The sequence below is a fragment of the Actinomycetospora sp. genome, assembly GCF_036497245.1.
Classification (GTDB): Bacteria; Actinomycetota; Actinomycetes; order Mycobacteriales; family Pseudonocardiaceae; genus Actinomycetospora.
The window spans coordinates 1-22,542 of record NZ_DASXJS010000018.1; the positions used below are offsets into that span (position 1 = coordinate 1).

Genomic DNA, 22,542 nt, shown 5'->3' on the forward strand with positions numbered 1-22,542 from the left:
CGGAGCGGGACGCCGGTCGGGGATCCGGCCGCCCCGACACGGGCGACGCGGACGACGACGAGGACTACGACGAGCAGCTGGAGCGGTTCGCGGCAGGCGACGAGGACGCCAGCCCGTTCTCGCGCGGCGGCTCCGAGCCGACCCACCGTGACCGTCCCGGGGACATCCCCTACGACCTCGAGCAGGACGACCCCGGGACCGAGGCCCCGTCCGAGCCGCGCTCGTCGAAGGGCAGCACCTGGCGCAGCGGTCCCTTCCGCGGTCGATGACGGGAGCCTCCTCGCGCCCGACCGCCCTCGTCACCGGCGCCAGCTCCGGCCTGGGCACCGAGTTCGCCGTCCAGCTCGCCGGCCAGGGGTACGCCCTCGTGCTGGTGGCGCGTGACGAGGCACGGCTGCGGGCCCTCGCCGACCGGCTCGCCGCCCGGGGGACCCGCGCGGACGTCCTGGTGGCCGACCTCGCCGACGCGACCGCTCGCGCCCGCGTCGAGCGCCGTCTCGCGGAGCCCGCCGACGACGAGGCGCCGGTCGACCTGCTCGTCAACAACGCCGGGTACGCGACCGCGGGCGAGTTCGTCCGGACCGACCCCGCTGTGCTCGCCGCGAACCACGCGGTGAACGTCACCTGCGTGCTGCTGCTGTGCCGGGCGGCGCTGCCGGGGATGGTCGAACGGGGCCGCGGCGGCGTGATCAACCTGTCGAGCGTCGCCGGTTTCCTCCCGGGCCGCGGCTCGGTCTACGGCGCGGGCAAGGCCTACCTGACCCAGCTGTCGCAGAACCTGTTCATGTCGGTCGCCGGCACCGGGGTGCACGTCATGGCGCTGTGCCCGGGCTACACGAAGACCGAGTTCCACGCGCGGCTCGGCCAGGACCGCACCGGGCCGGGCTTCCTGTGGCTGGAGGCGGACCGGGTCGTCGCCGACGCGCTCGCGGACTTCGCGAAGGGCAAGGCGCTCTCCATCCCCGGGGCGGTCTACAAGGCGATCGTCGTCGTCAGCCGCCTCGCTCCGCTGCGGGTGGTGCAGGTCCTGGCCCGGCGCAGCGCGTCCGGACGGGGCTGAACCCTCCGCCGTCGCGACCCGGCGGAGAATGACGGCCATGAGCGACGCCCTCACCACGCGGGCCGCCGTCGGCGGCGGCCCGGACGTGGACCCCGCCGCCCGCGACCGCCTCGCCGTCCTCGCCCGTGAGCTCGCCGTCGTGCACGGCCGCGTCACGCTGTCCTCCGGGCGGGAGGCCGACTACTACGTCGACATGCGGCGGATCAGCCTCCACCACGAGGCCGCCCCGCTGATCGGTCGGCTGCTGCGCGAGATGACCGCCGACTGGGCCTACGACGCCGCCGGCGGGCTGACCATGGGCGCCGACCCGGTGGGCGCCGCGATCATGCACGCCCCCGGAGCGCCGGTGGACTCGTTCGTCGTGCGCAAGGAGGCCAAGGCCCACGGCATGCAGCGGCGCATCGAGGGCCCGGACGTCCTCGGGCGTCGGATCCTCGTCGTCGAGGACACCTCGACCACCGGCGACAGCCCGGTCACGGCGCTGGACGCGCTGCGGGAGGCCGGCGCCGAGGTGGTCGGGGTCGCGACGATCGTGGACCGGGCCACCGGGGCGGCCGCGGTGATCGAGGGCCGTGGCGTGCCCTACCGCTCGCTGCTCGGGCTCTCCGACCTCGGCCTGGCGTGACCTCTCGGCTGACCGGTGAGGACGAGCCCGGGCCGACCGAGTGGGCGTCCGGCGAGCCCGACCGGGAGGTCGGGGTCGGCCCCTGGCCGGGCGGACCGGGCGCGTGGCCGGACGACCCGCGCCTCGACCCGGAACTGCTCGCGGCGGGCGACCGGCGCAACGTCGTCGACCGGTACCGGTACTGGCGGCGCGAGGCGATCGTCGCCGACCTCGACACCCGCAGGCACCCGTTCCACGTCGCGATCGAGAACCTCCGCCACGACGCCAACATCGGCACTGTCGTGCGGACCGCCAACGCGTTCACCGCGGCCGCCGTGCACATCGTCGGGCGACGCCGGTGGAACCGGCGGGGGGCGATGGTCACCGACCGGTACCAGCACGTCATGCACCACCCGGACGTCGCCGACCTCGCCGGGTGGGCCCGGGACGAGGGGCTCGCGATCGTCGCGGTCGACAACGGGCCGGGCGCGGCGCCGCTGGAGACCGCGGCGCTGCCCCGCCGCTGCGTGCTCCTGTTCGGTCAGGAGGGACCGGGCCTCACCGCGGAGGCCGTGGCGGCCGCGGACCTGGTGGTCTCGATCGCCCAGTTCGGGTCCACCCGCTCGATCAACGCGGGCGTGGCCGCCGGTATCGCCATGCACGCCTGGATCCGCGAGCACGGGGCTCCCTAGACACCCGGCTCAGTGCTGCGGCGGGCGCTGGATCCGGGTGGTCGGCGCGTCGTCGCCGTTCGCCCCGTCGAGGGCCTCCTCGGCGAGGTTCGAGGCCCCCAGCTTGCGCTCGCGACGCGCCTGCAGGGCCTCGATCGCGATCGGGACCAGCGAGATCACGACGACGAGGATGAGCATCGCCTCGATGTTGTTCTTCACGACGTCGAACTGGCCGAGCACGGCGCCGAGCAGCGTCACGCCCGCGGCCCAGAGCACGGCGCCGATCGCCGAGAACATCAGGAAACGACGGGCGTCCATGCGCCCCACGCCCGCCATCACGGTGATGAAGGTGCGGACGATCGGCACGAAACGGCCGAGGACGATGGCCCGGTTGCCGTACTTGTCGAAGAACTTCTGGGTCCGTTCGACGTTCTCGCGCTTGAAGAGCCTGGAGTTCGGCTTGTCGAAGATAGCCGGCCCGGCGGCCCGCCCGATGTAGTAGCCGGAGACGTTGCCGGCGAAGGCCGCGACGATGAGCACCACGCACACCAGCCACAGCGGAGTCTCGATGAGCCCGGTCGTGGCGGCGAGGCCGGTGATGAAGAGCAGCGAGTCGCCGGGCAGGAAGAACCCGATGAGCAGGCCGCACTCCGCGAACAGGATGAGCGCCACGCCGAGCAGGGCCCAGGGTCCGAGGCTGGAGATGATGTAGCTCGGGTCGAGCCACTGCGGACCGAGGGCGACCAGGGTGGTGGCGTCAGGGGGCGTCACACGGGCCACGGTACTGGGCGCCCGTGAGGTGACGATGTGCGGACGGCCGCGAGGTCCGAACGGGTCAGGCGGGCAGCAGCAGCGAGAGCACGCCGATCCCCCCGCCGACAACGCCTCCGGCCAGCACGGCAACCGCGCTCCACCAGGTCACGGTGGCCGCGCTCCACGGGACGTAGCCCTCGGCGGGGGCGGCGGTGACGCCGGCCGGGGCCGGGCGGGGCGGGGCCGTGGGACGGGACGCCGGGCCGTAGGGACGCGCGGGCCCGGTCGGCGTCCCGAAGGGGGCCGACGACGGCCCGGAGCGCACCGGAGCGGTCGGCGAGGCCGGGGGCATCGGTCTGCGCAGGTACGCGGGCGGCGGGAGGGGCGGGCCTGCGGAGCGCGGCGCGGGCACGTCGGGACGCCCCATCTCGTGACGCGTCGTGGCCGGGTCCTGGGGTGTCTCCCCGCGCTTCACGCGGCCGAGCGGACGGAACCGTCGACGGCGACCGCCCGCGGCCTGATCCTCCTGCTCGCCGGACCCCGGGCCGGGGGTCCCGGACGGCGGCGCGGGCGCGTCGGTGCGCGGCGTCGACACGCCACCTGCGGCGTGGGCCCGCAACGCCTCGGACAGCAGCCGCTCGTCACTCATCGCGGGCGATGGTAGCGGCGGCCACCGACGGACCCCAGGGTCGTGGGGGACAGCGGTGGCCTGGCCGCGGCGGACGGCGCCGAACGGCCGTACGGGCTCCGCCCGACGGGGCAACGGCAGTGACCGGGCTCAGGGCCCGACGCCGACGATCTTGGAGATGGCGTCCAGCCCGCGACTGGCGGTGGACTTCACGGTGCCGCGGCTGATCCCGGTGGCGTCGGCGATCTCGGCCTCCGACAGCCCGCCGTAGTAGCGCAGGACGAGGACCTCGCGCTGACGGCGGGGCAGCTGGCCCAGCGCCGACACGACCGCCTGGTGCTCGGCGGAGAGCATGGCCAGGGACTCGGCCGAGCGGGCGTCCGCCGTGTGCGGCGGGGTGTACTCGCGCGCCGTCCGGCGGCGTCGCAGCACCGAGCGGGAGCCGTTGACGACGGCGGTGCGCAGGTATCCGAGCGCGGCGTTCTCGTCGCGCAGCCCCGTCCAGTGCCGGTGCAGCCCGGTGAACGCCTCCTGGACGACGTCCTCGGCGGTCGCCGGGTCGTCCACCAGCAGGATCGCGAGCCGGACGAAACGCATCCGGTGCTCCCGGTAGAGATCCTCCAGGGTCCGCGGGCCGTCCGGGGCGGCCTCGGGGGCGGGCCACGGGCCGGGGCCGGGGGGTGGCGCGGGCGGACCGGGCCTGCCCGAGGCGGGGTGACCCGGGCCGGGCCGGGCGGGCGCGGGCCGGCCGTGTGAGGACCCCGAATCCTGCCGGGGGGCGGGTGGCGCGGCGGGGTGGGCGACCGAGGCCTCCGCCCCCGTCACCGCGTCCAGCGCGCGCAGGCTGCCCAGCGTCCGCTCGATCGCGCTCTCCACCGGCTCGACCACGCCCCCGACGATAGCCCAGCCCTCCGACTGCCTCGGGCCGGAGGAGCGCGGCCCCGGCGTGGTGACGCGGGGTCGGCACCACTGCTCCGGAGGAGGGGCCGTCACCGGGTCGGACACGGGTGACGTTCGCCCATGTCACGACGGGAGCGCCCTACCCGTCCGGGCGGGCATACTGCGCGCGCCGGGCGTGCACCCACGGCCCGGGGACCAGGCCCGCACCCGGCGTCGTCCGGGTCCGCAACCGCAGAAAGCGCACCGCGCCGACCAGGGAGCCACCTCATGCCGATCGCGACCCCCGAGGTCTACAACGAGATGATCGACCGGGCGAAGGCGAACCGCTTCGCGTACCCGGCCATCAACTGCACCTCGTCGGAGAGCATCAACGCTGCGCTCCGCGGGTTCGCCGAGGCGCGCAGCGACGGCATCATCCAGTTCTCCACCGGCGGGTCGGAGTTCGGCTCCGGCCTCTCGGTCAAGGACATGGTCGTCGGCTCGTCCGCGCTGGCCGAGTTCGCCCACGTCGTCGCCGAGAAGTACGACATCAACGTGGCGCTGCACACCGACCACTGCCCGAAGGACAAGCTCGACTCCTTCGTCCGACCGCTGATCGCGATCTCCCAGGAGCGCGTGGCCGCGGGGAAGCCGCCGCTGTTCCAGTCCCACATGTGGGACGGCTCGGCGGTCGAGCTGCACGAGAACCTCGACATCGCCCAGGACCTGCTGGCGGAGGCGGTCAAGGCGAACATCATCCTCGAGGTGGAGATCGGCGTCGTCGGGGGCGAGGAGGACGGCATCTCCGCCGCCAGCGACGACAAGCTCTACACCGCCCCCGGCGACTACGAGGCCACCGTCGACGCGCTCGGCGTCGGGGACAAGGGCCGCTATCTGCTCGCGGCCACCTTCGGCAACGTCCACGGCGTCTACAAGCCGGGCAACGTCAAGCTGCGCCCCGACATCCTCAAGCAGGGCCAGGAGGTGGCGACCCGCAAGCTGGGTCTGCCCCAGGGCTCGAAGCCGTTCGACCTGGTCTTCCACGGCGGGTCCGGCTCGCTGCTCGAGGAGATCCACGAGGCGCTGGACTACGGCGTGATCAAGATGAACGTCGACACCGACACCCAGTACGCCTTCACCCGGCCGATCGCCGGCCACATGTTCACCAACTACGACGGCGTGCTCAAGGTCGACGACGAGGTGGGCAACAAGAAGGCCTACGACCCCCGCAGCTACCTCAAGGCCGCCGAGCAGTCGATGGCCGACCGCGTCACCACCGCCTGCGAGAACCTCCGCTCGACCGGACAGACGCTGGGCACGTAACCGGCCGCCCCGCGCGAGGGGAACCCCGGTCGCCCGGAGGTTCCCCTCGTGCAGGTCCGGGAGCGGGCCCGGTGGGACCATCGGGGCATGTCCATCCCGACCGGTCCCGCAGCCGACCACGGCCACAACCTCCTGGGCCCCCAGCCCACCCTCCTGCCCCCCGACCGCGGCCCCCAGGGGCGGCTCGACGCGGGCGAGGACCCGGCCGCCGTCGCGGCGGACCACCCCACCTCGAGCGCCGCGTGGGCCACGCTGGCCGAGCGCGCGCTCGACGCCGGGGGCACGATCGCGGCCTACGCCTACGCGCGCACCGGATACCACCGCGGGCTCGACCAGCTGCGGCGCAACGGGTGGAAGGGCTTCGGCCCGGTGCCCGTCGACCACGTGCCCAACCAGGGCTTCCTGCGTGCGGTCGCGGTGCTGGCCCGGGCGAGCGCGACGATCGGTGAGGCCGACGAGGCCGCGCGGTGCCGCGACCTGCTCGACGACTGCGACCCGAAGGCCGCTTCGGTGCTCGGCGTCGTCTGAGCCGTCGCGGGAGGGGGTCGGCTCAGGAGGCCCGGGGCAGGAGTTGGTCGACGACCCGGACGGGGCCGGCGTCGAGCACGATCGGCGCCGGCTCGGTCACCGACTGCAGGTGACGCTGTGCGATCGGCCGGGTGGGCGCGGCTTCCAGCCGCAGCGGTCCGCGCACCGGACGCCGGTGGGTCCGGGTGTCCAGGAGCCGCGTCTCGAACTTCTCCATGAGCATGGTCGCGACCAGGAGAAGTACCGGGATGAGGACCGCGACCAGCATGATCTGAACGTACCCCGGTCCGCCGGGGGTGGAACCTCTCGGCGGGCAGGTCGCTCCGATCGGTGCAGTGTGATTACGACAGGTGTGCTACGGATCACCTATCACCCACGTGCGCCCCGGACCGGGGGCGACGGGGCCTTCACCGTGCGTCACGTCTCGGTACGGGTCGGGCGCACGAGGGTCCAGTCGGCGGTGTGCCGGTACCAGCTGCGGCGTTCGATCCGGCGGTCGTCGACGACGCCGTCGCGGGTGAGCGCCGCGGGGCGGCAGCCGATGGTCGCGGCCCGTCCGCGGTCTCCGCGCTCGGCACCCCGGAGCAGGCCGCCGAGTCGCCGCCGCCGGGTGACGGTCACCGCCACGCCGCCGACCTCCACGGGCCCCCCGTCGGGATCGGGGCGGACGACGAGGCCGGCCGCCTCGCCCCGCAGGACCTCGCGCTCGTCGCAGTAGACGACGCCGTCGAAGGCGTCCACGCGGTGCGCCCCCACCACGACCCCGCCGTGGTCGTCCCGGACGAGCGGGGCGGGCGCGGGGGCCCCGTCGCGCGCCAGGTCGAGTGCGCGACGCGGATCGGTGGGCAGGCCCCAGACCGCCGCGGCCTCGGACGACGACGAGGGCAGGAAGGCCACCGGCACGTCGAGGCGCTCGCGGCGCAGCAGGCGCACCAGGACCGCGGCGAGGTCGTCGTCCCCGCCCGCGACGACGAGCCGGCCCGGCCCGCGCAGCCCCGGCCGGTCGAGGAGCGGGTCGACGTCCGCGCGCCCGGGTGCCCGGGGGACGGCCAGGACTTCGGTCGAACCGCCCAGCACCTCGCCGAGGTCGTGGCCCCATCGGTCCGGGGCGACATCTCCGCAGGTCAGCACCACGAACGGCCCGGGGGTGGAGGACCGTGGTGTCGGATCGGCGGACAACTACGACTACCCTTCGGGTGCACGGATGGGCCATCGGATGACGCCGAGCGGGTGCACCGTGCGAGATCGACTGCACGAGCACGGGAACCCAGGGAGTGTCACATGCCTGCCATCGTCCTCATCGGCGCCCAGTGGGGCGACGAGGGCAAGGGCAAAGCCACCGACATCCTCGGTGGCGAGGTCGACTGGGTCGTCCGCTACCAGGGTGGCAACAACGCGGGGCACACGGTCGTGCTGCCCGACGGCAAGAAGTTCGCGCTGCACCTCATCCCGAGCGGGATCCTGACGCCCGAGGTCACGAACGTGATCGGCAACGGCGTCGTCGTGGATCCGGGGGTGCTGCTCGAGGAGCTCGCCGAGATCGAGGGCCAGGGCGTCGACACCTCGAAGCTGCTGATCTCCGCCGACGCGCACATGATCATGCCGTACCACGTGGCGATGGACAAAGTCACCGAGCGCTTCCTCGGCAAGTCCAAGATCGGCACCACCGGTCGGGGCATCGGGCCCGCCTACCAGGACAAGGTCGCGCGGGTCGGCGTGCGCGTGCAGGACCTGCTCGACGAGAAGATCCTCCGCCAGAAGGTCGAGGCCGCCCTCGATCTCAAGAACCAGATCCTCGTCAAGGTCTACAACCGTCGGGCCCTCGACCCCGACGAGGTCGCCGACCAGGTGCTCGGTCAGGCCGAGGGGTTCGCCCACCGCATCGCCGACACCCGGCTCGCGCTCAACCAGGCCCTCGAGCGCGGGGAGACGGTGCTGCTGGAGGGCTCGCAGGGGACGCTGCTCGACGTCGACCACGGCACGTATCCCTACGTGACCTCGTCGAACCCGACGGCGGGCGGGGCGTCGGCGGGCTCCGGGATCGGACCCACCCGCATCGGCCGCGTCATCGGGATCCTCAAGGCCTACACGACGCGCGTCGGGTCCGGACCGTTCCCGACCGAGCTGTTGGACGACGACGGCGAGTACCTGCGCAAGCAGGGCGGGGAGTTCGGCGTGACCACCGGGCGCAGCAGGCGCTGCGGCTGGTTCGACGCGGTGATCGCGCGCTACGCGACGCGGGTCAACGGGCTCACCGACATCTTCCTGACCAAGCTCGACGTGCTCTCCAGCCTGCGCGAGGTCCCGATCTGCGTGGGCTACGAGATCGACGGCAAGCGGGTCGACGAGATGCCGATGACGCAGTCGGACCTGCACCACGCCAAGCCGGTGTACGAGCGGCTGCCCGGCTGGTTCGAGGACATCTCGGCCTGCCGCTCGTTCGACGACCTCCCGGCGGCCGCGCGGGCCTACGTCGAGCGGATCGAGGAGCTCTCGCTGGCGCGGGTCTCGGCGATCGGGGTCGGCCCGGGGCGGGACGAGACCATCACACGGGGCGCCGTCACCTAGACTGGTGAAGGTGGGCGCCTGTGAACACCTCATCGCTTCCAAGGACCTCGACGAGCCCACCCCGGCGGTCGAGCCCGAGAGCCCGGGGCTGATCTGCCCGGACTGTCGCGAGGCCGGGTACGACGTGTGGGCCCACCTGCGCATGTGCGTGACGTGCGGGCACGTCGCCTGCTGCGACTCCAGCCCGTACCGGCACGCCACGGAGCACTACGAGGCCACCGGTCATCCGGTGATGCAGTCGTTCGAGCCGGGCGAGTCCTGGCGGTGGTGCTACGTCGACCGCCGCCTCCTGCCCCTCGTGGCCTCGAGGGACGGGGTCCACTAGCTCCAGGCGGCGATGGCGGTGTCGCTGTTGTCGCTGAAGAGGCCTTCGACGCCGAGCGCGCGGTACTGCGCGTACTCGGCGAACGCGTCGCCGTAGGTCGACCTCGGCGCGGCCTGGGGGGCCTGACCGGGCTGCTCACCGCGGCGCAGCGTCGGCGGGAGGAACTCGTTCTCGTTGCGGAACGTGAAGGGCATCGTCTTCAGGCCTGCGGCCCTCGCGTCGGCGGCCAGGGAGGTGGGCGTGCCGGTCGGGGTGATCACCCGCTCCTTCGTCGGCCCGATCCACGTGGCGTACGACGCGATCTCCCGCAGGCCCGCCGGGTTGACGAGGTCGTCGTAGGTGCGGCGATCCCCCGCGGCGACGAGGTCGGCGGGCGCCACCCCCGCCACGTCGACGAGCTGGAGCAGCGGGCAGCCGAGCTGGGTCCGCAGCGCCCTGAGGTCGGCGGTCTCGAACGACTGGATGATCACCTGCGGGTCGTCCGCGAGACCCCGCCGCCGGAGGGTGTCGACCAAGGTCGGCTCGATCGGCAGCCCGATCGAGGAGTGGAACGTCGCGTGCTTGACCTCGGGGAGGATGCCGACGCGCCGGCCCCGCCCGCGGGAGAGGTCGTCGAGGAGGTCGAGGACCTCGTCGAACGTGAGGATCTCGTCGCGCCCGTCGTAGAGGGTGTTGTGGGGGCGGGTCGCCGGGATGCGCTCGACGGCGTGCAGGGTCTTGAGCTCGGCGAGGGTGAAGTCGACGGTGAACCACCCCGTCGTCGGTACGGAGTCGATCACCTTGGTGGTGCGGCGGGCGGCGAACTCGGTGTGGGCGGCGACGTCGGTCGTCCCGCCGATCTCCGGCTCGTGCCGGGCGACCAGATGACCGTCACGGGTCGAGCACAGGTCCACGTCGACCGCGTCCGCGCCGAAGCGCGCGGCCAGCGAGTACGACTCGACGGTGTGCTCCGGGCGGTACCCGCAGGCCCCGCGATGGCCCACGATCGTCACGGCCGCGCGACCCGGGCCCGGAGGCGTCGGGCCCGCCCCGGCCGACGGGGCTGCTCCGGCCGCCGGGACCGCTCCGCCGGAGCCGGCCGTGGAGGCGCCTCCCGACCTGGGGACCCCGCCCACGCCCGGTCCGGGCGCGGCGTTCGAGCAGGCGGCCATCCCGACGGCCGCGAGGCCACCGGCGGTCACGAACGCGGCGCGGCGGGTGATCTCCATGGACGGATCGTTTCCCGGCGACGCCACCGTCCGCCACCCGGGACGGCGACCACCGGGTGAACACCGGGAGGGTGCGTCCCCGGCGGCGCACCGGGCTGGGACGGTGACGCCGGCCGCGGCCCCGTAGGGTCGGCGGCCGTGCGCGTCCTGGTCGTCGGGTCCGGAGCCCGCGAACACGCCCTGTTGCTCGCCCTCGCCGCGGATCCGGTCGTGACGGCCCTGGCGGCCGCCCCGGGCAACGCCGGCACCGCAGGCCTCGCCGAACATCCCGGGCTGGCCGAGCCGACCTCGGGACCCGCCGTGGTCGACCTCGCCCGGCGCTGGCGGGCGGACCTGGTCGTCGTCGGGCCCGAGGCCCCGCTGGTCGCGGGCGTCGGGGACGCCCTGCGCGAGGCGGGCATCCCCTGTTTCGGGCCCACCGCGGCCGCCGCGCGGATCGAGGGCTCGAAGGCCTTCGCGAAAGACGTCATGGCGTCGGCCGGGGTGCCGACCGCGACGTCCGAGATCGTCGACACCCCGGCCCGGCTGGATGCGGTGCTGGAGCGCTTCGGCGCGCCCTGGGTGGTCAAGGACGACGGCCTCGCCGCGGGCAAGGGCGTGCTCGTGACCTCCGGGTACGACGACGCCCGGGCCCACGCGATGACGTTGCTCGACTCGGGCCACCCGGTCCTGTTCGAGTCGTTCCTCGACGGCCCCGAGGTGTCGCTGTTCTGCTGCGTCGACGGCACCGACGTGGTCCCCCTGCTCCCCGCCCAGGACGCCAAGCGCCTCGGCGACGACGACGCCGGCCCCAACACCGGCGGGATGGGGGCCTACGCGCCGCTGCCCTGGGCGCCGTCCTCGCTCGTCGACGACATCGTGGAGCGGATCGTGCGCCCGGTCGCCGCGGAGATGGCGGCGCGCGGGACGCCGTTCTCGGGGCTGCTCTACGCGGGACTGGCCCTCACCTCGACCGGACCCCAGGTGGTGGAGTTCAACGCCCGCTTCGGGGACCCGGAGACACAGGCCGTGCTCGCGCTGCTGCGCTCCCCGCTGTCGTCGCTGCTGCTGGCGACCGCCACCGGCCGGCTCGGCGCCGAGCCCGCGCCGAGCTGGGCCGACGGGTACGCCGTGACGGTCGTGGTGGCGGCGGAGGGCTACCCCGGATCGGTGCGGACGGGCGAGGTGATCACCGGTGCCGACGGCCACGGGGTGCTGCACGCGGGCACCAGGCGGCGCGACGACGGAGCGGTGGTGTCCGCGGGCGGCCGGGTCCTCTCGGTGGTCGGGACGGGGGCCACGCTCGAGGACGCTCGGGCGGACGCCTACGCGATCCTCGACGCGGTGCACCTGCCGGGCGGCCACGCCCGCACCGACATCGCGCGGGCCGCGATCGAGGGCCGGATCGCCGTTCCGGGCTGATGTGCCTGTCCTCCCAACCGGTCAGCGATGCCCTATCGGCGTGCTCGATGCGCGTCGCTAGGACACTGGACGTCACTAGCTCCACATCCTCGTGTTCCGGGTCCGCCCGAGTTGTGCCGAACCGCCACCGAGGCCGGGGTCGCCGACCTACGCTCGCCGGCATGCCCGACCTCGTCTACGGCTCCGCCGCGATCGAGCAGGCGCGCGTCGCCGCGGCCGCGCAGTCCCGCCGCATCCCGGCGCTCGCCGACCTGCTCGGCGCCGGGGCGTCGGAGCTCGGGGTGGACGGGCTCGCCGCAGGTGGTGCCCTGACCGGGGCGCTCGCGGACCTGCGTGCCGCCCTCGAGAGCGAGCTCACCGCGGGTGGGGCCCGGATGGACGAGGTCGACCGCGCGCTCGACGCCACGTTGCGCTCGATGCAGGGTGCCGACGCGGACGGGGCGCGCGGGGTGCGTGCGGTGACACGCGGCGCGAGCGGGCTCCCCTCGGGCACGCGGAACACCTCGCCGTCGGGACTGGGCGCGCTGGCCGCCCTGCGGTGAGTGCTCCGTGGCGGGCTGGGGGTACGACGTCGTGGGCGCGCTCGAGGCGACTCCGGGTACGGAGGCGCTGCTCGCGATCGCCGACCGTGTGGATCAGGTCGACGCCACGGCCCTGAGCGATCTCGGCCGCCGGTTCGCGGCGCTGGCCGACGGGATGGACGACTCGATGCGGGCGGTCGCGAGCGGGGGCGACGACGTCGCGCGGGCCTGGCAGGGTCCCGGCGCCGACGCCTTCGCCCGGTACGCCGGCGACTTCACCCGTGCCGGCGCGGGCACCGGAGACGCCGCCCGCGCGGCGCAGCGCGAGCTCGCCGACCTGGGCCGCACGCTGCAGGGCCTGCGCGACGAGGTCGCGGGCCACGTCTCGGACGCCCTCGACGCGGCACACTCCCGCGGTGGGGCGCTCGGCACGCCGACCGTCGCCGAGGTCCGGACGGCGGTCGCCGGGCCCACCGCCAGGGCACAGGACGCGCTCGACCGCGTCGAGGTCGAGGTCGCCGCCTCGGCCCGGCGGCTACGCGCCCTCACCGGAGCCATGACCGGGTGGTCGCGGCTGCGGTCCCCCGACGCGGGCGTGTCCTCCGCCTCCGGCGCCTCGTCGCGGTGGGCCGACCGGCAGCAGGCGACGATCGGCGCCGACGAACCCGTGCGGTCGGCGCGGATCACCGACCCGGGGGACGACGACGGCGGGTCGGGCACCGGGAGCAGCGGCTCGGAGGACGGCTCGGGCACGAACGAGCACAGCGGGGACCAGAACACCGGGGACCAGGACACCGGGGACCAGGACACCGGGGACGGGGGCTCCGCGGACGGGGGCACCGGCGGGAACGCGGACGGGGCCGAGTCGCCGGGACCCGGTGGCGGGCCGTCCGGGCAGGTCGGCGACTGGGTCCGTCAGGCGACCGCGATCCTCGCCGAGCACGGGATCCCCACGGACAAGATGAACCCGGACGACATCGCGACGATCATCGACCACGAGTCCGGCGGCGACCCGGACGCCTCCAACGGCTGGGACTCGAACGCCGACAAGGGCACGCCGTCGCAGGGCCTGATGCAGACGATCGGCCCGACCTTCGACGCGAACAAGCTGCCCGGCCACGGCGACATCCACGACCCGATCGACAACATCATCGCGGGGGTCCGGTACGCCATCAAGCGGTACGGGTCGGTGTCGAACGTGCCGGGCGTCGAGGCGCTCGCCCGCGGCGGCTCCTACGTCGGGTACTGATCACCGAGCGGACCCCGAGCCGACCCGGGGCGCTGTGCCAGGGTGGACACGTGACGATCGCGCGCCCCGTCCGGCAACCCGCCCGTCGCGCCCAGGTCCCGCCGTTCCACGTGATGGACGTGTGGGCCGCGGCAGGCGAGCGCCAGCGCACCCACGGCGACCTGGTGAACCTCTCGGCCGGCCAGCCGTCCACCCCGGCGCCGGTCGACGTCCGCCACGCCGCTGCCACCGCGCTCGACGAGCAGATCCTGGGCTATTCGGGCTCGCTCGGCGTCCCGGCGCTGCGCGAGGCGATCGCCGCGCACCACCGCCGCCGCTACGGCGATCCGACGGTGACCGCCGACGACGTCATCGTCACCACCGGCGGCTCGGGCGGGTTCCTGCTGAGCTTCCTCGCGGCGTTCGACGCGGGCGACACCGTGGTCCTCGCCCGCCCCGGGTACCCCTGCTACCGCAACATCCTCGCGAGCCTCGGCTGCCGCGTCGTCGAACTGCCGACCGGCCCCGAGACCCGGTTCCAGCCGACCGTCGCGATGCTCGAGGAGCTCGACGAGGCGCCGGCCGGCCTGATCGTCGCGAGCCCCGCCAACCCGACCGGGACCGTCATCGATCCCGTGGAGCTGGCCGCGCTCGCGCGGTGGTGCGACGAGCACGGCACCCAGCTGATCAGCGACGAGATCTACCACGGCATCGAGTACGACCCCGGGGCGTCCAGCCCGGCCTCGGAGACGGCGTGGAACACCAGCCACGAGGCGGTCGTCGTCACATCGTTCTCGAAGTACTGGTCCATGACCGGCTGGCGGCTCGGCTGGCTGCTGGTGCCCGAGCGACTGCGCCGGGCCGTCGACGTGATCTCCGGGAACTTCACCGTGTGCGCGCCGGTGCCGGCGCAGGCCGCGGCGCTCGCCGCGTTCACCGACGCCGCGTACGCGGAGGCGGACTCCCACGTCGGGCGGTACGCGATCAACCGCGCGCTGCTGCTCGAGGGGCTGCCCGGGATCGGGCTCACGCGGCTCGCCCCGGCCGACGGTGCGTTCTACGTCTACGCCGACGTCGGCCACCACACCGACGACACGCTCGCGTTCGGCAAGCGCATCCTGGCCGAGACCGGGGTGGCGGTGGCGCCGGGGATCGACTTCGACCCGGTCGACGGCCACACCTGGATCCGGCTCTCGTTCGCGGGCGCCACCGACGACGTCCGCGAGGCGCTGGCCCGGCTGGGCCGCTGGCTCCCGACGCTGTAGCGGGACGGCTCACCGTTTCGCGCCCAGGACCTCCAGCGTCCGCCAGGCCCGCGTGGCCAGGTGCAGGTTGAACCAGACGTCGGGGTCACCGAGGTCCACCTCGGCGATCTGGCGGATCCGCTGGAGGCGGTACTTGAGCGTGTTGCGGTGCACGATGAGCGACTTCGCGGTCAGCTCGTAGTTCCCGCCGCGCTCGAGGTGGTGGGCGAGGGTGCGTACCAGCTCCGAGCCCCGGCTCGCGTCGTAGGCGAGCAGCTTGCCCAGCCAGTGCTGCACGAACCGCTCGATCTCCCCGAGGTCCTCGATCCCGACGAGCAGTTGGTAGACGCCCAGGTCGTCGAACCGGATCGCCCGGTCGTCCCACTCCGCCTGCGCGGGCAGCCGCAGCGCCAGGCGTGCCTGCCGGTAGGAGCGCGGGAAGTCGCCGACCTGCTCGCACCGCTGTCCGACCCCCATCCGCGCGCGGCCGCCCCCGATCTCGCGCAACACCGAGCGCCGCAGGTGCTCCCAGTCGGGCTCGCCGTCGGCGAGCAGGACCACCTCGTCGCGGCGCGCGACGACGAGGGTCCCGGCAGGTTCGTCGCGCGCGGCCCGGCGGACGGCCTGGAAGAAGGCGTCGTCGTCGCGCACCCGCCCGTGCCCCTCGACGACGACGACGCGGTGCGGTCGCTGCAGGTCGTACCCGAGGGCCATCGCCCGCGCGAGGCTGGACTCCTCGTCGGTGCCGCCGAGCAGTTCGTCGACCACGTCGCGGCGCAGTCGCAGCTCGCTCTCGGCGAGGCTGCGCACCCGCGCGAGCTCCATCGCGAGGATCGTGGCGCCGTGCTCGAGGGCCATGAGCTCGGCCTCGCCCGCGCGCCGCTCCGGGTCGTGGAGCACGATCGCGCCGAGCGTGTCGCCCTGCGGGTGCGCGAGCGCGAGGACCTCGGCGCCGTGGCGCAGCGGCCGGGCCTCGCGGGCGGCGCGGGCGATCAGCCGCTCCCGGCAGGCGGGCAGGTCCTTCGGGTACGGCGACGGCCGGTCGGGGCCTGCCCACGCCTGGAGGTTGCCGTGACGGTCCTCGATGGCCACGCCCAGCCCGGTCAGGTCGTGCACCGCCCGGGCGATCCCGTCCTGCCCTTCGCCGGACACGGCGACGGCGGTCAGGCGGGAGTGGATGTCCATGCTCCGACGGAGCGCCTCGACCGTGCCGCGGAGCCGGTCGTTGACCGCGACGAGGGTGGCGGCGGTGGCCTGTTCCTGGGAGTGCAGGCGGCGGTTGGCCAGGGCGTCCCCGGTCTGCTGGGCCAGTGCCCGCAGCAGGAAGGTCTCCTCGCCGGAGAACTCGGCGGGACCCCCGACCACGAGGTGCCCGAGCGGCTCGTCGGTGCGCCGCAACGGCCAGGCCCAGCCGTACGCGATGCCGGGCACCCGGACCTGCCCGCCGGAGGGCTCCAGTCCCGCGATCTCGACGGCGAGGTCCCGCATGCCCGTGTCGCCGGACAGCACCACCTGCGCGAACTCGCACCGGGCCAGCGACGGGGCCGCCCCGCTCGCCAGCAGGACGATCTGCCTCTCGTCGGCGCCCTCGGCCATCATCTTCCCGAGCAGGAGCAGGCTCCGCATGCTCGAGAGCAGCTCGCGCTCCGCCCGGTCCGGCGGCGCGGAGATCACGACGCGGTGGCCGGTCTCCGGCCGAGGTAGTCGTGGGGATCGGTGTACCAGGGGTTCTCGACGAGCTCGCCGCCGATGAGCACCGCGGGGTGGGTCTGCAGGATCTCGACGACGACCTCGCCGTCGCTGAACCGCTCGAGGTCGTACAGGCACAGGGCCACCAGCGGGTAGCGCGGAAGGAAGTCGTTGAGCCGTGCCTCGTACGAGAGCAGGCCCTCGACGCCGGGGCGCCCGCTCAGGGCCCAGGTCATCTCCCCGACCGAGCGCACCGCCGCGAAACCGTCGCGCACCACCGCGCCGCCGACCTCGGTCTCCCAGAAGCCCAGCATCCGGTCGATGACGAAGCAGCCGTCGGCGAGGTAGGTCGACTCGGAGTCCGTGGACCGCAGCCGGCCGCGCGCGAGCTCGGGGTCCGACGCCGACTCGAGGACGAGGTCGCTCACGGCGGTGTCGGCAGGGTCGTCGGTGACGCACAGGCACATGTCGCCGGCCCGCAGGCCCTCGCGCAGATAGGGCACCAGCAGCGCGTCGCGCTCCCGCGGGCCGCGGAAGAAGGCACAGATGTGATCGCCCGGCGTCAACCGCACACCGGGAAGCCCCATCGTCATCGATGCCGTCATCGCCAACCCCTGTGCCCTGGATCACATACCGTACTGCCGGGGACAGGTGTCCGGACAGGTCCGCACGGTGGTGATCCGAGCAGGACGCTACGGGCCGGTGCGGACGAACGACCTCGGCCGCGGGGGACGGAACCCGGGTCCGATCTCGTCCCCGCCGGACGATGTCGCCGGCCCGCTCAGGTGAGCTTCCAGTCCACCGCGACCGCGCCGCCCGGGGTCGCGAGCACCGGATTGAGATCGATCTCGGAGACGCCCGCGGCCGCGAGGAGCGCATCGCCGGCCCCGACGATCACGTCCGCCAGCGCGTCGAGGTCCACCGACCCCGCGCCGCGTACCCCGGTCAGCAGCGCGTACCCGCGCAACCCCGTGAGCAGCTCGCGCGCGTCGGCCCGGTCGAGCGGGGCGAGGGCGAAGCCGACGTCGGCCAGCACCTCGATCCAGATGCCACCCAGCCCCGCCATGACCACCGGTCCGAACACCGGGTCGCGCACCGCGCCGACGGCCACCTCGACCCCCGCGAGCTGCGGCTGGACGAGCACCGGTCCGTGTGCGAGTAGTTCGTCCGCCGCGGCCCGGACCTCCTCGGCCGAGGACAGCCCGACGCGGACCCCGCCCAGCTCCGTGCGGTGCGCCGCGCTCGCGATCTTCACGACCACCGGGAACGCGTCGGCGGCCGCGACCGCCGCGGCAGCGTCGGCGCAGGCCACCGAGGTCGCCGTCCTCACCCCGAACCGCGCGAGGAACGCCGCGCCCGCCTCCGGGTCCAGCGCGGGCGGCGCCTCGACCCGGGTCACCGGCCGGGTCGCGGGCAGGCGCCGCTCCCGGGTGCGGGCCCAGCGCTGCGCGTGGCCGAGCGCGCGGGCGGTCCTCGCCGGCCAGTCGAAGCACGGCACACCGCTCTCCTGGAGCAGGTCGGCGTTCGGGCGCGCGTCGCGCGGCGCGACCCAGCACACCGCGACCGGCACCTCGACCCCGTCGGCGCGCAGCGCGGCCACGGTGTCCCGCAGCCCCTCGGCGGTCGCGGCGTCCATCGCCGCGCGCTGCAGCAGCACGGGGACGACGACGTCGACCTCGCCGCTGCGCGCGAGCAGATCCGTCAGGGCCGGGTACAGCTCGGCGAACCGCGACCACACCGGCGTCACGTCCACCGGGTTCACCGGGCTCGCGAAGGCGGGCAGGGTCGCCCGGATCCGTTCCTGGAGCCGGTCGGAGAGCGCCGGGACGGTCAGGCCCTCGTCGGCGAGCAGGTCGCACAGCTCGACGCCCACCCCACCGGAGTTCGTGATCACCGCGACCCGGTTCCCGGCCGGGCGGGGCTGGCCGTCGAGCGCCCGCGCGACGTCGAGCAGCTCCTGCCCGGAGGCCACCTCGACGATCCCGGCCTGCCGGAACACCCCCTGCCAGACCCGCTCCGTCGCGGCCAGTGCCGCGGTGTGCGATGCGGCCGCCCGCGCCCCGGCCGCGGAGCGCCCGGTCTTCGCGACGACGACGGGCTTCGCGACACCGGCGCGCCGCGCGGTCTCGACGAAGGCGCGCCCGTCGGTCAGCGACTCGAGCAGGAAGCAGAGTGTCCGCGTCGAGGGATCGCCGGAGAGCTCGTCGAGCAGCTCCGCGATCGTCACGTCACAGGTGTTGCCGGGCGCGAGGATCTTCGCGAAACGGGTGCGCTCGTCGACGGCGAGCGTCCGGATCGCCATCCCGTAGGCCCCCGACTGGCTGATCAGCGAGATCCCGCCGCCGCCGTCCGGGAGCCCGGTCGCCATCGAGGCGTTGAGCGGCAGGTCGCAGTTCTGGATGCCGAAGCAGTTCGGGCCGACGACGCGCACCGTCCCGGACGCCGCCACCAGCTCGGCCTGCAGCGCGGCGCCGTCCGGGCCGGTCTCGGCGAAGCCCCCGGAGAGCACCACCATCGCCGCGACGCCCGCGGCCGCCGCGTCGGCCGCGACCGCGGGCACGGCCTTCGCGGGCACGGAGACGACGGCGAGGTCGATCGGCCCGGCCACGTCGCGCAACGACTCCCCGCCGCGAACCGGGACCACCTCGCCGGGGAAGTCCGCGAGGTTCGCGGCCAGCACCTGACCGAGGCTGCCGGGCCGGTCCGAGGCTCCGACCAGGGCCACGCGGCGCGGTGAGAACAGGGCCTCGAGGAGGCTCATCGGGCCCCCACCCCCGCCGAGAAGGTGCGCTCCAGCTCGGGCTCGGCGAACTCCGAGCGGCGCACCCCGAGCGGGTCGACCGCGCGCACCGCGCCCAGCTCGGCCTCGGACGGCGGATCCAGCAGGCCGTCCGCGCCGTCGAGGGCGACCCGCAGCTCGAAGCCGGTCGCCGCGGCCACGTCGTCGGCGGTGACGTCCGGCCACAGCGCGCGCAGCCGGGCGTGCCCGCCCGCGTCGAGGTCGAAGTCGAAGACGCCCAGCTCGGTGATCAGCCACTGGGGACCCCCACCGGTGTAGCCGAGGTCGGCGCGCGAGCCCTCCCGGGTGCGGTGTCCGAGGTCGGTGAGGAAGTCCAGGTCGGCGACCAGGGTCCGCCCCGCGCGGTGGCGCGAGGTCCAGACGGTCAGCGCGCCGATGCTGGCCGAGATGTTCCCGCCACCGCCGCCACCGCCCAATTTGATCTTCGGGTGCGGCATCCCGCCGATCGCGGTGACGTTGGTGCTGCCGTAGGCGTCGATCTGGCCGCCGGAGAGGAACATCCGGTCCACCGCCCCGCGGCAGGCGGCGTCGAAGAACTCCTCGAAGCGCATCCGGTAGACGGCGTCGCGATGCAGCGCGAGGTCGTTCCCGGTGGGGGGCACGAAGACCGGGACCGGGTCGACGGCGTACGTCGCGCCCTCGATCAGCAGGGAGTCCGGGGCGTGGGTGCGCTTCGCGACGTGCATCGCGACCTGCGCGCACGGGCTGGCGAACCCGTGGAAGACGGCTTCCCGGTCCGCGATCGTCCGGGCCAGCGCCACCACGAACGCCTCGTCGATGGTCCAGCTCCGCTGCGCTTCGTGTCCGGTATCGAGACTCCAACTCACCGGAACAGCTCCTGCCAGGCCCCGGTCGACGACGACCACCCCGCGAGCCGCCCCGCGTCCACGTCCTCGGCGTAGATGTCCTCGTCGACGTGCACGTACCGCGCGAGGTAGTCCTCCAGGGCCGTCCCGCCCGCCGTGGCCGCGGCGAGGTAGGCCGCGAGGTGCGGCCGGTCGTAGGCGTAGCCCGGGTAGCACGACGACGGGTGTGCGCCGTAGGGCACCTCGGCGACGGCCGCGACCAGGTGGCCGGGGACCACGACGCCTTCGCCGACCAGCTCCGCGGTCGGGACGATCCGGTCCACCGTCGCGACCACCTGCGCCGAGGCGTGGGCGAAGCGCTCGTCGAGCACGTACGGCTGGTCGAGGTGCAGGTTGCCGTGCGCGTCCCCGAGCGGGGCGTGCAGCAGCGCGACGTCCGGACGCAGCGGAGGCACGACGACGAGCTCCTCGCCGGTGAACGGGCAGCGCATCCGGGCGTACTCGGGGTGCAGGCCCTCGACGTCGGTCCCCTTGACCCCGCGCACCGGCGTGAACGGCACACCCGCCTCGGCGGCCCGCAGCTGCGCGAGGATCGTCGCGCAGCAGCTCTCCCGGACCTCGATGCCGCCGTCGCGGGCGGCCCGCCGGAACGCAGGCGCGAGCCCGAGGTCCTGCTCGAAGCCGACGTAGCTCTCCTCGCAGACCGCGACGGCGCCGACCGCGACGAGCAGGTCGACGTCGATGCTGTGCGCCGAGCCGACCAGGTGCAGACCGCGGCGGCCCTGCCGCACGAGCTCACGGACCAGCGCCATGGGCAGTCGCGCGCAGAGCCCGCCGCCGAGGGCGACCAGCGCTCCGTCGCCGACCCGCGCGGCCGCCTCGGCCAGCGAGGCGCGCTTGTCACCGCCGAGATGGAACGCGCTCATCGCGGGGTCCTCACGGCGCGGCCGCCGTCTCGCGCTGCGCGGCGAGGGCGGCGGTGATCACGGGGTCGTAGACCGGCGCGTAGGGCGGGGCGTAGGAGAGGTCGAGGTCGGCGAGGTCGTCGACCGAGAGCCCCGCGTGCAGTGCGGTGGCGACCACGTCGACCCGTTTGGCCGCTCCCTCGGTGCCGACGAACTGCGCGCCGAGCAGCCGACCGCCCGGTTCGTGGACCACGCGGACGTGCAGCGGCCGCACGCCGGGGTAGTACTTGGCGCGGCTGCGGCTCACGACGTCCGCGGCGATCGCGGGCAGACCGGCGGTCCTGGCCTCCGCGAGGGTCAGTCCGGTGCGGGCGACCTCGAGGTCGAACACCTTGACAACGGCGGTGCCGACGATCCCGGCGAACCGCGCGTCGCCGCCCGCCGCCACGGTGCCCGCGACCCGCCCGGTCTTGTTCGCCGTCGGTCCCAGCGGGACGAACGCGGGTGCGCCGAGCACCCGGTGGTACGGCGCGACGCAGTCGCCCGCCGCCCACACCCCGGGCAGCGAGGTGCGCATCCGGTCGTCGACGAGCACCGCGCCGCCCGGCCCCGTCCGGGCCCCGGCGTCGGCGAGCAGGCCCGCCGCGGGCCGGACGCCCGTGCAGGTCACGACGACGTCGAGCGACCGGTCCGCGGCGAGGGGGATGGCGTCGGTGCCCAGCCGCAGGTCGACGTGGGTGCGGACGTGCTCCTCGACGACCGCGGCGATCTCGGGGTCGACGGTGGTCGGAAGCACCCGGTCGATCCGCTCGGCCACGGTGACCGCCACGCTGCGGGCGGTCAGCGCCTCGGCGGTCTCCAGACCGATGTAGCCGGCGCCGATCACGAGCGCCCGGCGCACGCCGCCGCCGTCGACGAGGGCGCGCAGCGCGACCGTGTCCTCGACCGTGCGCACGACGAAACCGGGGCGGTCCGCGGGTCGCGGCAGCGGGATCGTCGCGGGCCGGCCGCCAGTGGCGACGACGAGCGCGCCGTACTGGAGCGGCGGGCCGCCGTCGTGGTGCACGAGCCGCCGGTCGGCGTCCACCCCGAGCACCTCGGTGCCCAGCCGCAGGTCGATCCCGCGGCGCTCACGGAAGAACGACGGCGGGTAGGCGACGAGGTCCTCGGCCTGCGGGACGAGCCCCGCGAGGTGGTAGGGCAGGCCGCAGAGTCCCGCCGCCGCGAAACCGGTCGTCTCGAGGACGACGATCTCGAGTTCCGGGTCGACCCGGCGGGCCGCGGACGCCGCGGACATGCCCGCGGCGCCACCGCCGAGAACCACGAGCCGACCGGCCACGGACGGGAACGCTACGGCGGCCCGTGTGGCCCTCGGCACATCCCGGTCGGCCGAAGAACACC

General features: G+C 74.6%; 24 protein-coding genes. 12 read left to right on the top strand and 12 right to left on the bottom strand.

Features of this window, described 5'->3' with window-relative positions; translation table 11 throughout:
- The 4 genes from VGI02_RS02625 to VGI02_RS02640 form a co-directional block, all read left to right on the top strand.
- A partial coding sequence (locus VGI02_RS02625) for a hypothetical protein (protein WP_331625694.1) occupies positions 1–269 on the top strand: 269 nt, incomplete at its 5' end.
- Positions 266–1,060 carry an SDR family NAD(P)-dependent oxidoreductase gene (locus VGI02_RS02630; protein WP_331625695.1) on the top strand — a complete coding sequence of 265 codons (795 nt, stop codon included), beginning with the start codon at positions 266–268 and terminating at the stop codon, positions 1,058–1,060. The genes VGI02_RS02625 and VGI02_RS02630, both read left to right, overlap by 4 nt.
- A gap of 37 nt (positions 1,061–1,097) precedes the next feature.
- Entirely contained in the window at positions 1,098–1,685 is a 588-nt protein-coding gene (locus VGI02_RS02635) for an orotate phosphoribosyltransferase (protein ID WP_331625696.1), read from the top strand.
- Positions 1,682–2,356 (top strand): TrmH family RNA methyltransferase, encoded by a 675-nt coding sequence (locus VGI02_RS02640; RefSeq protein ID WP_414638178.1) that lies wholly within the window; start codon positions 1,682–1,684, stop codon positions 2,354–2,356. Before VGI02_RS02635 ends, VGI02_RS02640 begins: the two co-directional genes overlap by 4 nt.
- 9 nt (positions 2,357–2,365) lie before the next feature.
- On the opposite strand, the gene VGI02_RS02645 is transcribed toward VGI02_RS02640, so the two are convergent.
- The 3 genes from VGI02_RS02645 to VGI02_RS02655 all read right to left on the bottom strand — a co-directional run bounded on the left by VGI02_RS02645 (position 2,366) and on the right by VGI02_RS02655 (position 4,604).
- Positions 2,366–3,115, bottom strand: a complete 750-nt coding sequence (locus VGI02_RS02645) for a DedA family protein (RefSeq protein ID WP_331625697.1) — start codon at positions 3,113–3,115, stop codon at positions 2,366–2,368.
- A 55-nt stretch (positions 3,116–3,170) separates the two neighbouring features.
- On the bottom strand, positions 3,171–3,737 hold the full coding sequence (locus tag VGI02_RS02650; RefSeq protein WP_331625698.1) for a hypothetical protein: 567 nt from the start codon (positions 3,735–3,737) through the stop codon (positions 3,171–3,173).
- 129 nt (positions 3,738–3,866) lie between these two features.
- Positions 3,867–4,604 carry a SigE family RNA polymerase sigma factor gene (locus VGI02_RS02655; protein WP_331625699.1) on the bottom strand — a complete coding sequence of 246 codons (738 nt, stop codon included), beginning with the start codon at positions 4,602–4,604 and terminating at the stop codon, positions 3,867–3,869.
- Between the two features lie 279 nt (positions 4,605–4,883).
- Here VGI02_RS02655 and fbaA point away from each other — a divergent pair, with 279 nt between their 5' ends.
- Together fbaA and VGI02_RS02665 are read left to right on the top strand one after the other, a co-directional pair.
- Positions 4,884–5,918 carry a class II fructose-bisphosphate aldolase gene (fbaA, locus tag VGI02_RS02660; protein ID WP_331625700.1) on the top strand — a complete coding sequence of 345 codons (1,035 nt, stop codon included), beginning with the start codon at positions 4,884–4,886 and terminating at the stop codon, positions 5,916–5,918.
- 87 nt (positions 5,919–6,005) lie between these two features.
- A complete protein-coding gene (locus VGI02_RS02665) occupies positions 6,006–6,446 on the top strand; it encodes a DUF3151 domain-containing protein (RefSeq protein WP_331625701.1) in 441 nt (146 codons plus the stop codon).
- 22 nt (positions 6,447–6,468) lie between these two features.
- On the opposite strand, the gene VGI02_RS02670 is transcribed toward VGI02_RS02665, so the two are convergent.
- Complete coding sequence (locus VGI02_RS02670) at positions 6,469–6,714, bottom strand: hypothetical protein (protein ID WP_331625702.1); 246 nt, start codon at positions 6,712–6,714, stop codon at positions 6,469–6,471.
- A 149-nt stretch (positions 6,715–6,863) separates the two neighbouring features.
- On the bottom strand, positions 6,864–7,625 hold the full coding sequence (locus VGI02_RS02675; RefSeq protein WP_331625703.1) for a hypothetical protein: 762 nt from the start codon (positions 7,623–7,625) through the stop codon (positions 6,864–6,866).
- Positions 7,626–7,727: 102 nt separating this feature from the next.
- Here VGI02_RS02675 and VGI02_RS02680 point away from each other — a divergent pair, with 102 nt between their 5' ends.
- Positions 7,728–9,014 carry an adenylosuccinate synthase gene (locus VGI02_RS02680; RefSeq protein ID WP_331625704.1) on the top strand — a complete coding sequence of 429 codons (1,287 nt, stop codon included), beginning with the start codon at positions 7,728–7,730 and terminating at the stop codon, positions 9,012–9,014.
- A 10-nt stretch (positions 9,015–9,024) separates the two neighbouring features.
- Positions 9,025–9,339, top strand: coding sequence for a UBP-type zinc finger domain-containing protein (locus VGI02_RS02685; RefSeq protein ID WP_331625705.1), 315 nt, complete (start codon positions 9,025–9,027; stop codon positions 9,337–9,339).
- On the opposite strand, the gene VGI02_RS02690 is transcribed toward VGI02_RS02685, so the two are convergent.
- Positions 9,336–10,547 carry a glycerophosphodiester phosphodiesterase family protein gene (locus VGI02_RS02690; protein WP_331625706.1) on the bottom strand — a complete coding sequence of 404 codons (1,212 nt, stop codon included), beginning with the start codon at positions 10,545–10,547 and terminating at the stop codon, positions 9,336–9,338. The two genes, VGI02_RS02685 and VGI02_RS02690, sit on opposite strands and share 4 nt — an antisense overlap.
- 138 nt (positions 10,548–10,685) lie before the next feature.
- Between VGI02_RS02690 and purD the strand changes: the two genes are divergently transcribed.
- From purD to VGI02_RS02710, 4 genes are all read left to right on the top strand, one after another.
- Positions 10,686–11,948, top strand: a complete 1,263-nt coding sequence (gene purD, locus VGI02_RS02695) for a phosphoribosylamine--glycine ligase (RefSeq protein ID WP_331625707.1) — start codon at positions 10,686–10,688, stop codon at positions 11,946–11,948.
- Between the two features lie 161 nt (positions 11,949–12,109).
- Positions 12,110–12,490: a hypothetical protein gene (locus VGI02_RS02700; RefSeq protein ID WP_331625708.1), complete on the top strand. Its 381-nt coding sequence runs from the start codon at positions 12,110–12,112 to the stop codon at positions 12,488–12,490.
- 7 nt (positions 12,491–12,497) lie between these two features.
- Positions 12,498–13,718 (top strand): transglycosylase SLT domain-containing protein, encoded by a 1,221-nt coding sequence (locus tag VGI02_RS02705; protein WP_331625709.1) that lies wholly within the window; start codon positions 12,498–12,500, stop codon positions 13,716–13,718.
- A 113-nt stretch (positions 13,719–13,831) separates the two neighbouring features.
- On the top strand, positions 13,832–14,962 hold the full coding sequence (locus tag VGI02_RS02710) for an aminotransferase class I/II-fold pyridoxal phosphate-dependent enzyme (RefSeq protein ID WP_331625722.1): 1,131 nt from the start codon (positions 13,832–13,834) through the stop codon (positions 14,960–14,962).
- Between the two features lie 9 nt (positions 14,963–14,971).
- Here the strand turns inward: VGI02_RS02710 and VGI02_RS02715 are convergent, their stop codons facing one another.
- The 6 genes from VGI02_RS02715 to VGI02_RS02740 all read right to left on the bottom strand — a co-directional run bounded on the left by VGI02_RS02715 (position 14,972) and on the right by VGI02_RS02740 (position 22,480).
- Entirely contained in the window at positions 14,972–16,615 is a 1,644-nt protein-coding gene (locus tag VGI02_RS02715) for a PucR family transcriptional regulator (protein WP_331625710.1), read from the bottom strand.
- Positions 16,612–17,235 carry an MEDS domain-containing protein gene (locus VGI02_RS02720; protein WP_331625711.1) on the bottom strand — a complete coding sequence of 208 codons (624 nt, stop codon included), beginning with the start codon at positions 17,233–17,235 and terminating at the stop codon, positions 16,612–16,614. The genes VGI02_RS02715 and VGI02_RS02720 overlap by 4 nt, the downstream gene beginning before the upstream one ends.
- Before the next feature lie 176 nt (positions 17,236–17,411).
- Positions 17,412–19,391, bottom strand: a complete 1,980-nt coding sequence (locus tag VGI02_RS02725) for an acetate--CoA ligase family protein (RefSeq protein WP_331625712.1) — start codon at positions 19,389–19,391, stop codon at positions 17,412–17,414.
- On the bottom strand, positions 19,388–20,257 hold the full coding sequence (locus tag VGI02_RS02730; protein WP_331625713.1) for a CoA-transferase: 870 nt from the start codon (positions 20,255–20,257) through the stop codon (positions 19,388–19,390). Before VGI02_RS02730 ends, VGI02_RS02725 begins: the two co-directional genes overlap by 4 nt.
- The gene (locus tag VGI02_RS02735; RefSeq protein ID WP_331625714.1) at positions 20,254–21,162 is read right to left on the bottom strand and encodes a CoA transferase subunit A; all 909 of its coding nucleotides are present in this window, start codon (positions 21,160–21,162) and stop codon (positions 20,254–20,256) included. Before VGI02_RS02735 ends, VGI02_RS02730 begins: the two co-directional genes overlap by 4 nt.
- A gap of 10 nt (positions 21,163–21,172) precedes the next feature.
- Positions 21,173–22,480, bottom strand: coding sequence for an FAD-dependent oxidoreductase (locus tag VGI02_RS02740; protein WP_331625715.1), 1,308 nt, complete (start codon positions 22,478–22,480; stop codon positions 21,173–21,175).
- Positions 22,481–22,542: the final 62 nt, after the last annotated feature.

Excerpts from the sequence above, each read along its gene's own strand:
- VGI02_RS02630 (WP_331625695.1), top strand. The coding sequence starts at position 266 with ATGACGGGAGCCTCCTCGCGCCCGACCGCCCTCGTCACCGGCGCCAGC.
- VGI02_RS02635 (WP_331625696.1), top strand. The coding sequence starts at position 1,098 with ATGAGCGACGCCCTCACCACGCGGGCCGCCGTCGGCGGCGGCCCGGAC.
- VGI02_RS02650 (WP_331625698.1), bottom strand. The coding sequence starts at position 3,737 with ATGAGTGACGAGCGGCTGCTGTCCGAGGCGTTGCGGGCCCACGCCGCA.
- fbaA (WP_331625700.1), top strand. The coding sequence starts at position 4,884 with ATGCCGATCGCGACCCCCGAGGTCTACAACGAGATGATCGACCGGGCG.
- VGI02_RS02665 (WP_331625701.1), top strand. The coding sequence starts at position 6,006 with ATGTCCATCCCGACCGGTCCCGCAGCCGACCACGGCCACAACCTCCTG.
- VGI02_RS02670 (WP_331625702.1), bottom strand. The coding sequence starts at position 6,714 with ATGCTGGTCGCGGTCCTCATCCCGGTACTTCTCCTGGTCGCGACCATG.
- VGI02_RS02680 (WP_331625704.1), top strand. The coding sequence starts at position 7,728 with ATGCCTGCCATCGTCCTCATCGGCGCCCAGTGGGGCGACGAGGGCAAG.
- VGI02_RS02690 (WP_331625706.1), bottom strand. The coding sequence starts at position 10,547 with ATGGAGATCACCCGCCGCGCCGCGTTCGTGACCGCCGGTGGCCTCGCG.
- VGI02_RS02700 (WP_331625708.1), top strand. The coding sequence starts at position 12,110 with ATGCCCGACCTCGTCTACGGCTCCGCCGCGATCGAGCAGGCGCGCGTC.
- VGI02_RS02710 (WP_331625722.1), top strand. The coding sequence starts at position 13,832 with ATGGACGTGTGGGCCGCGGCAGGCGAGCGCCAGCGCACCCACGGCGAC.
- VGI02_RS02720 (WP_331625711.1), bottom strand. The coding sequence starts at position 17,235 with ATGACGGCATCGATGACGATGGGGCTTCCCGGTGTGCGGTTGACGCCG.
- VGI02_RS02725 (WP_331625712.1), bottom strand. The coding sequence starts at position 19,391 with ATGAGCCTCCTCGAGGCCCTGTTCTCACCGCGCCGCGTGGCCCTGGTC.
- VGI02_RS02735 (WP_331625714.1), bottom strand. The coding sequence starts at position 21,162 with ATGAGCGCGTTCCATCTCGGCGGTGACAAGCGCGCCTCGCTGGCCGAG.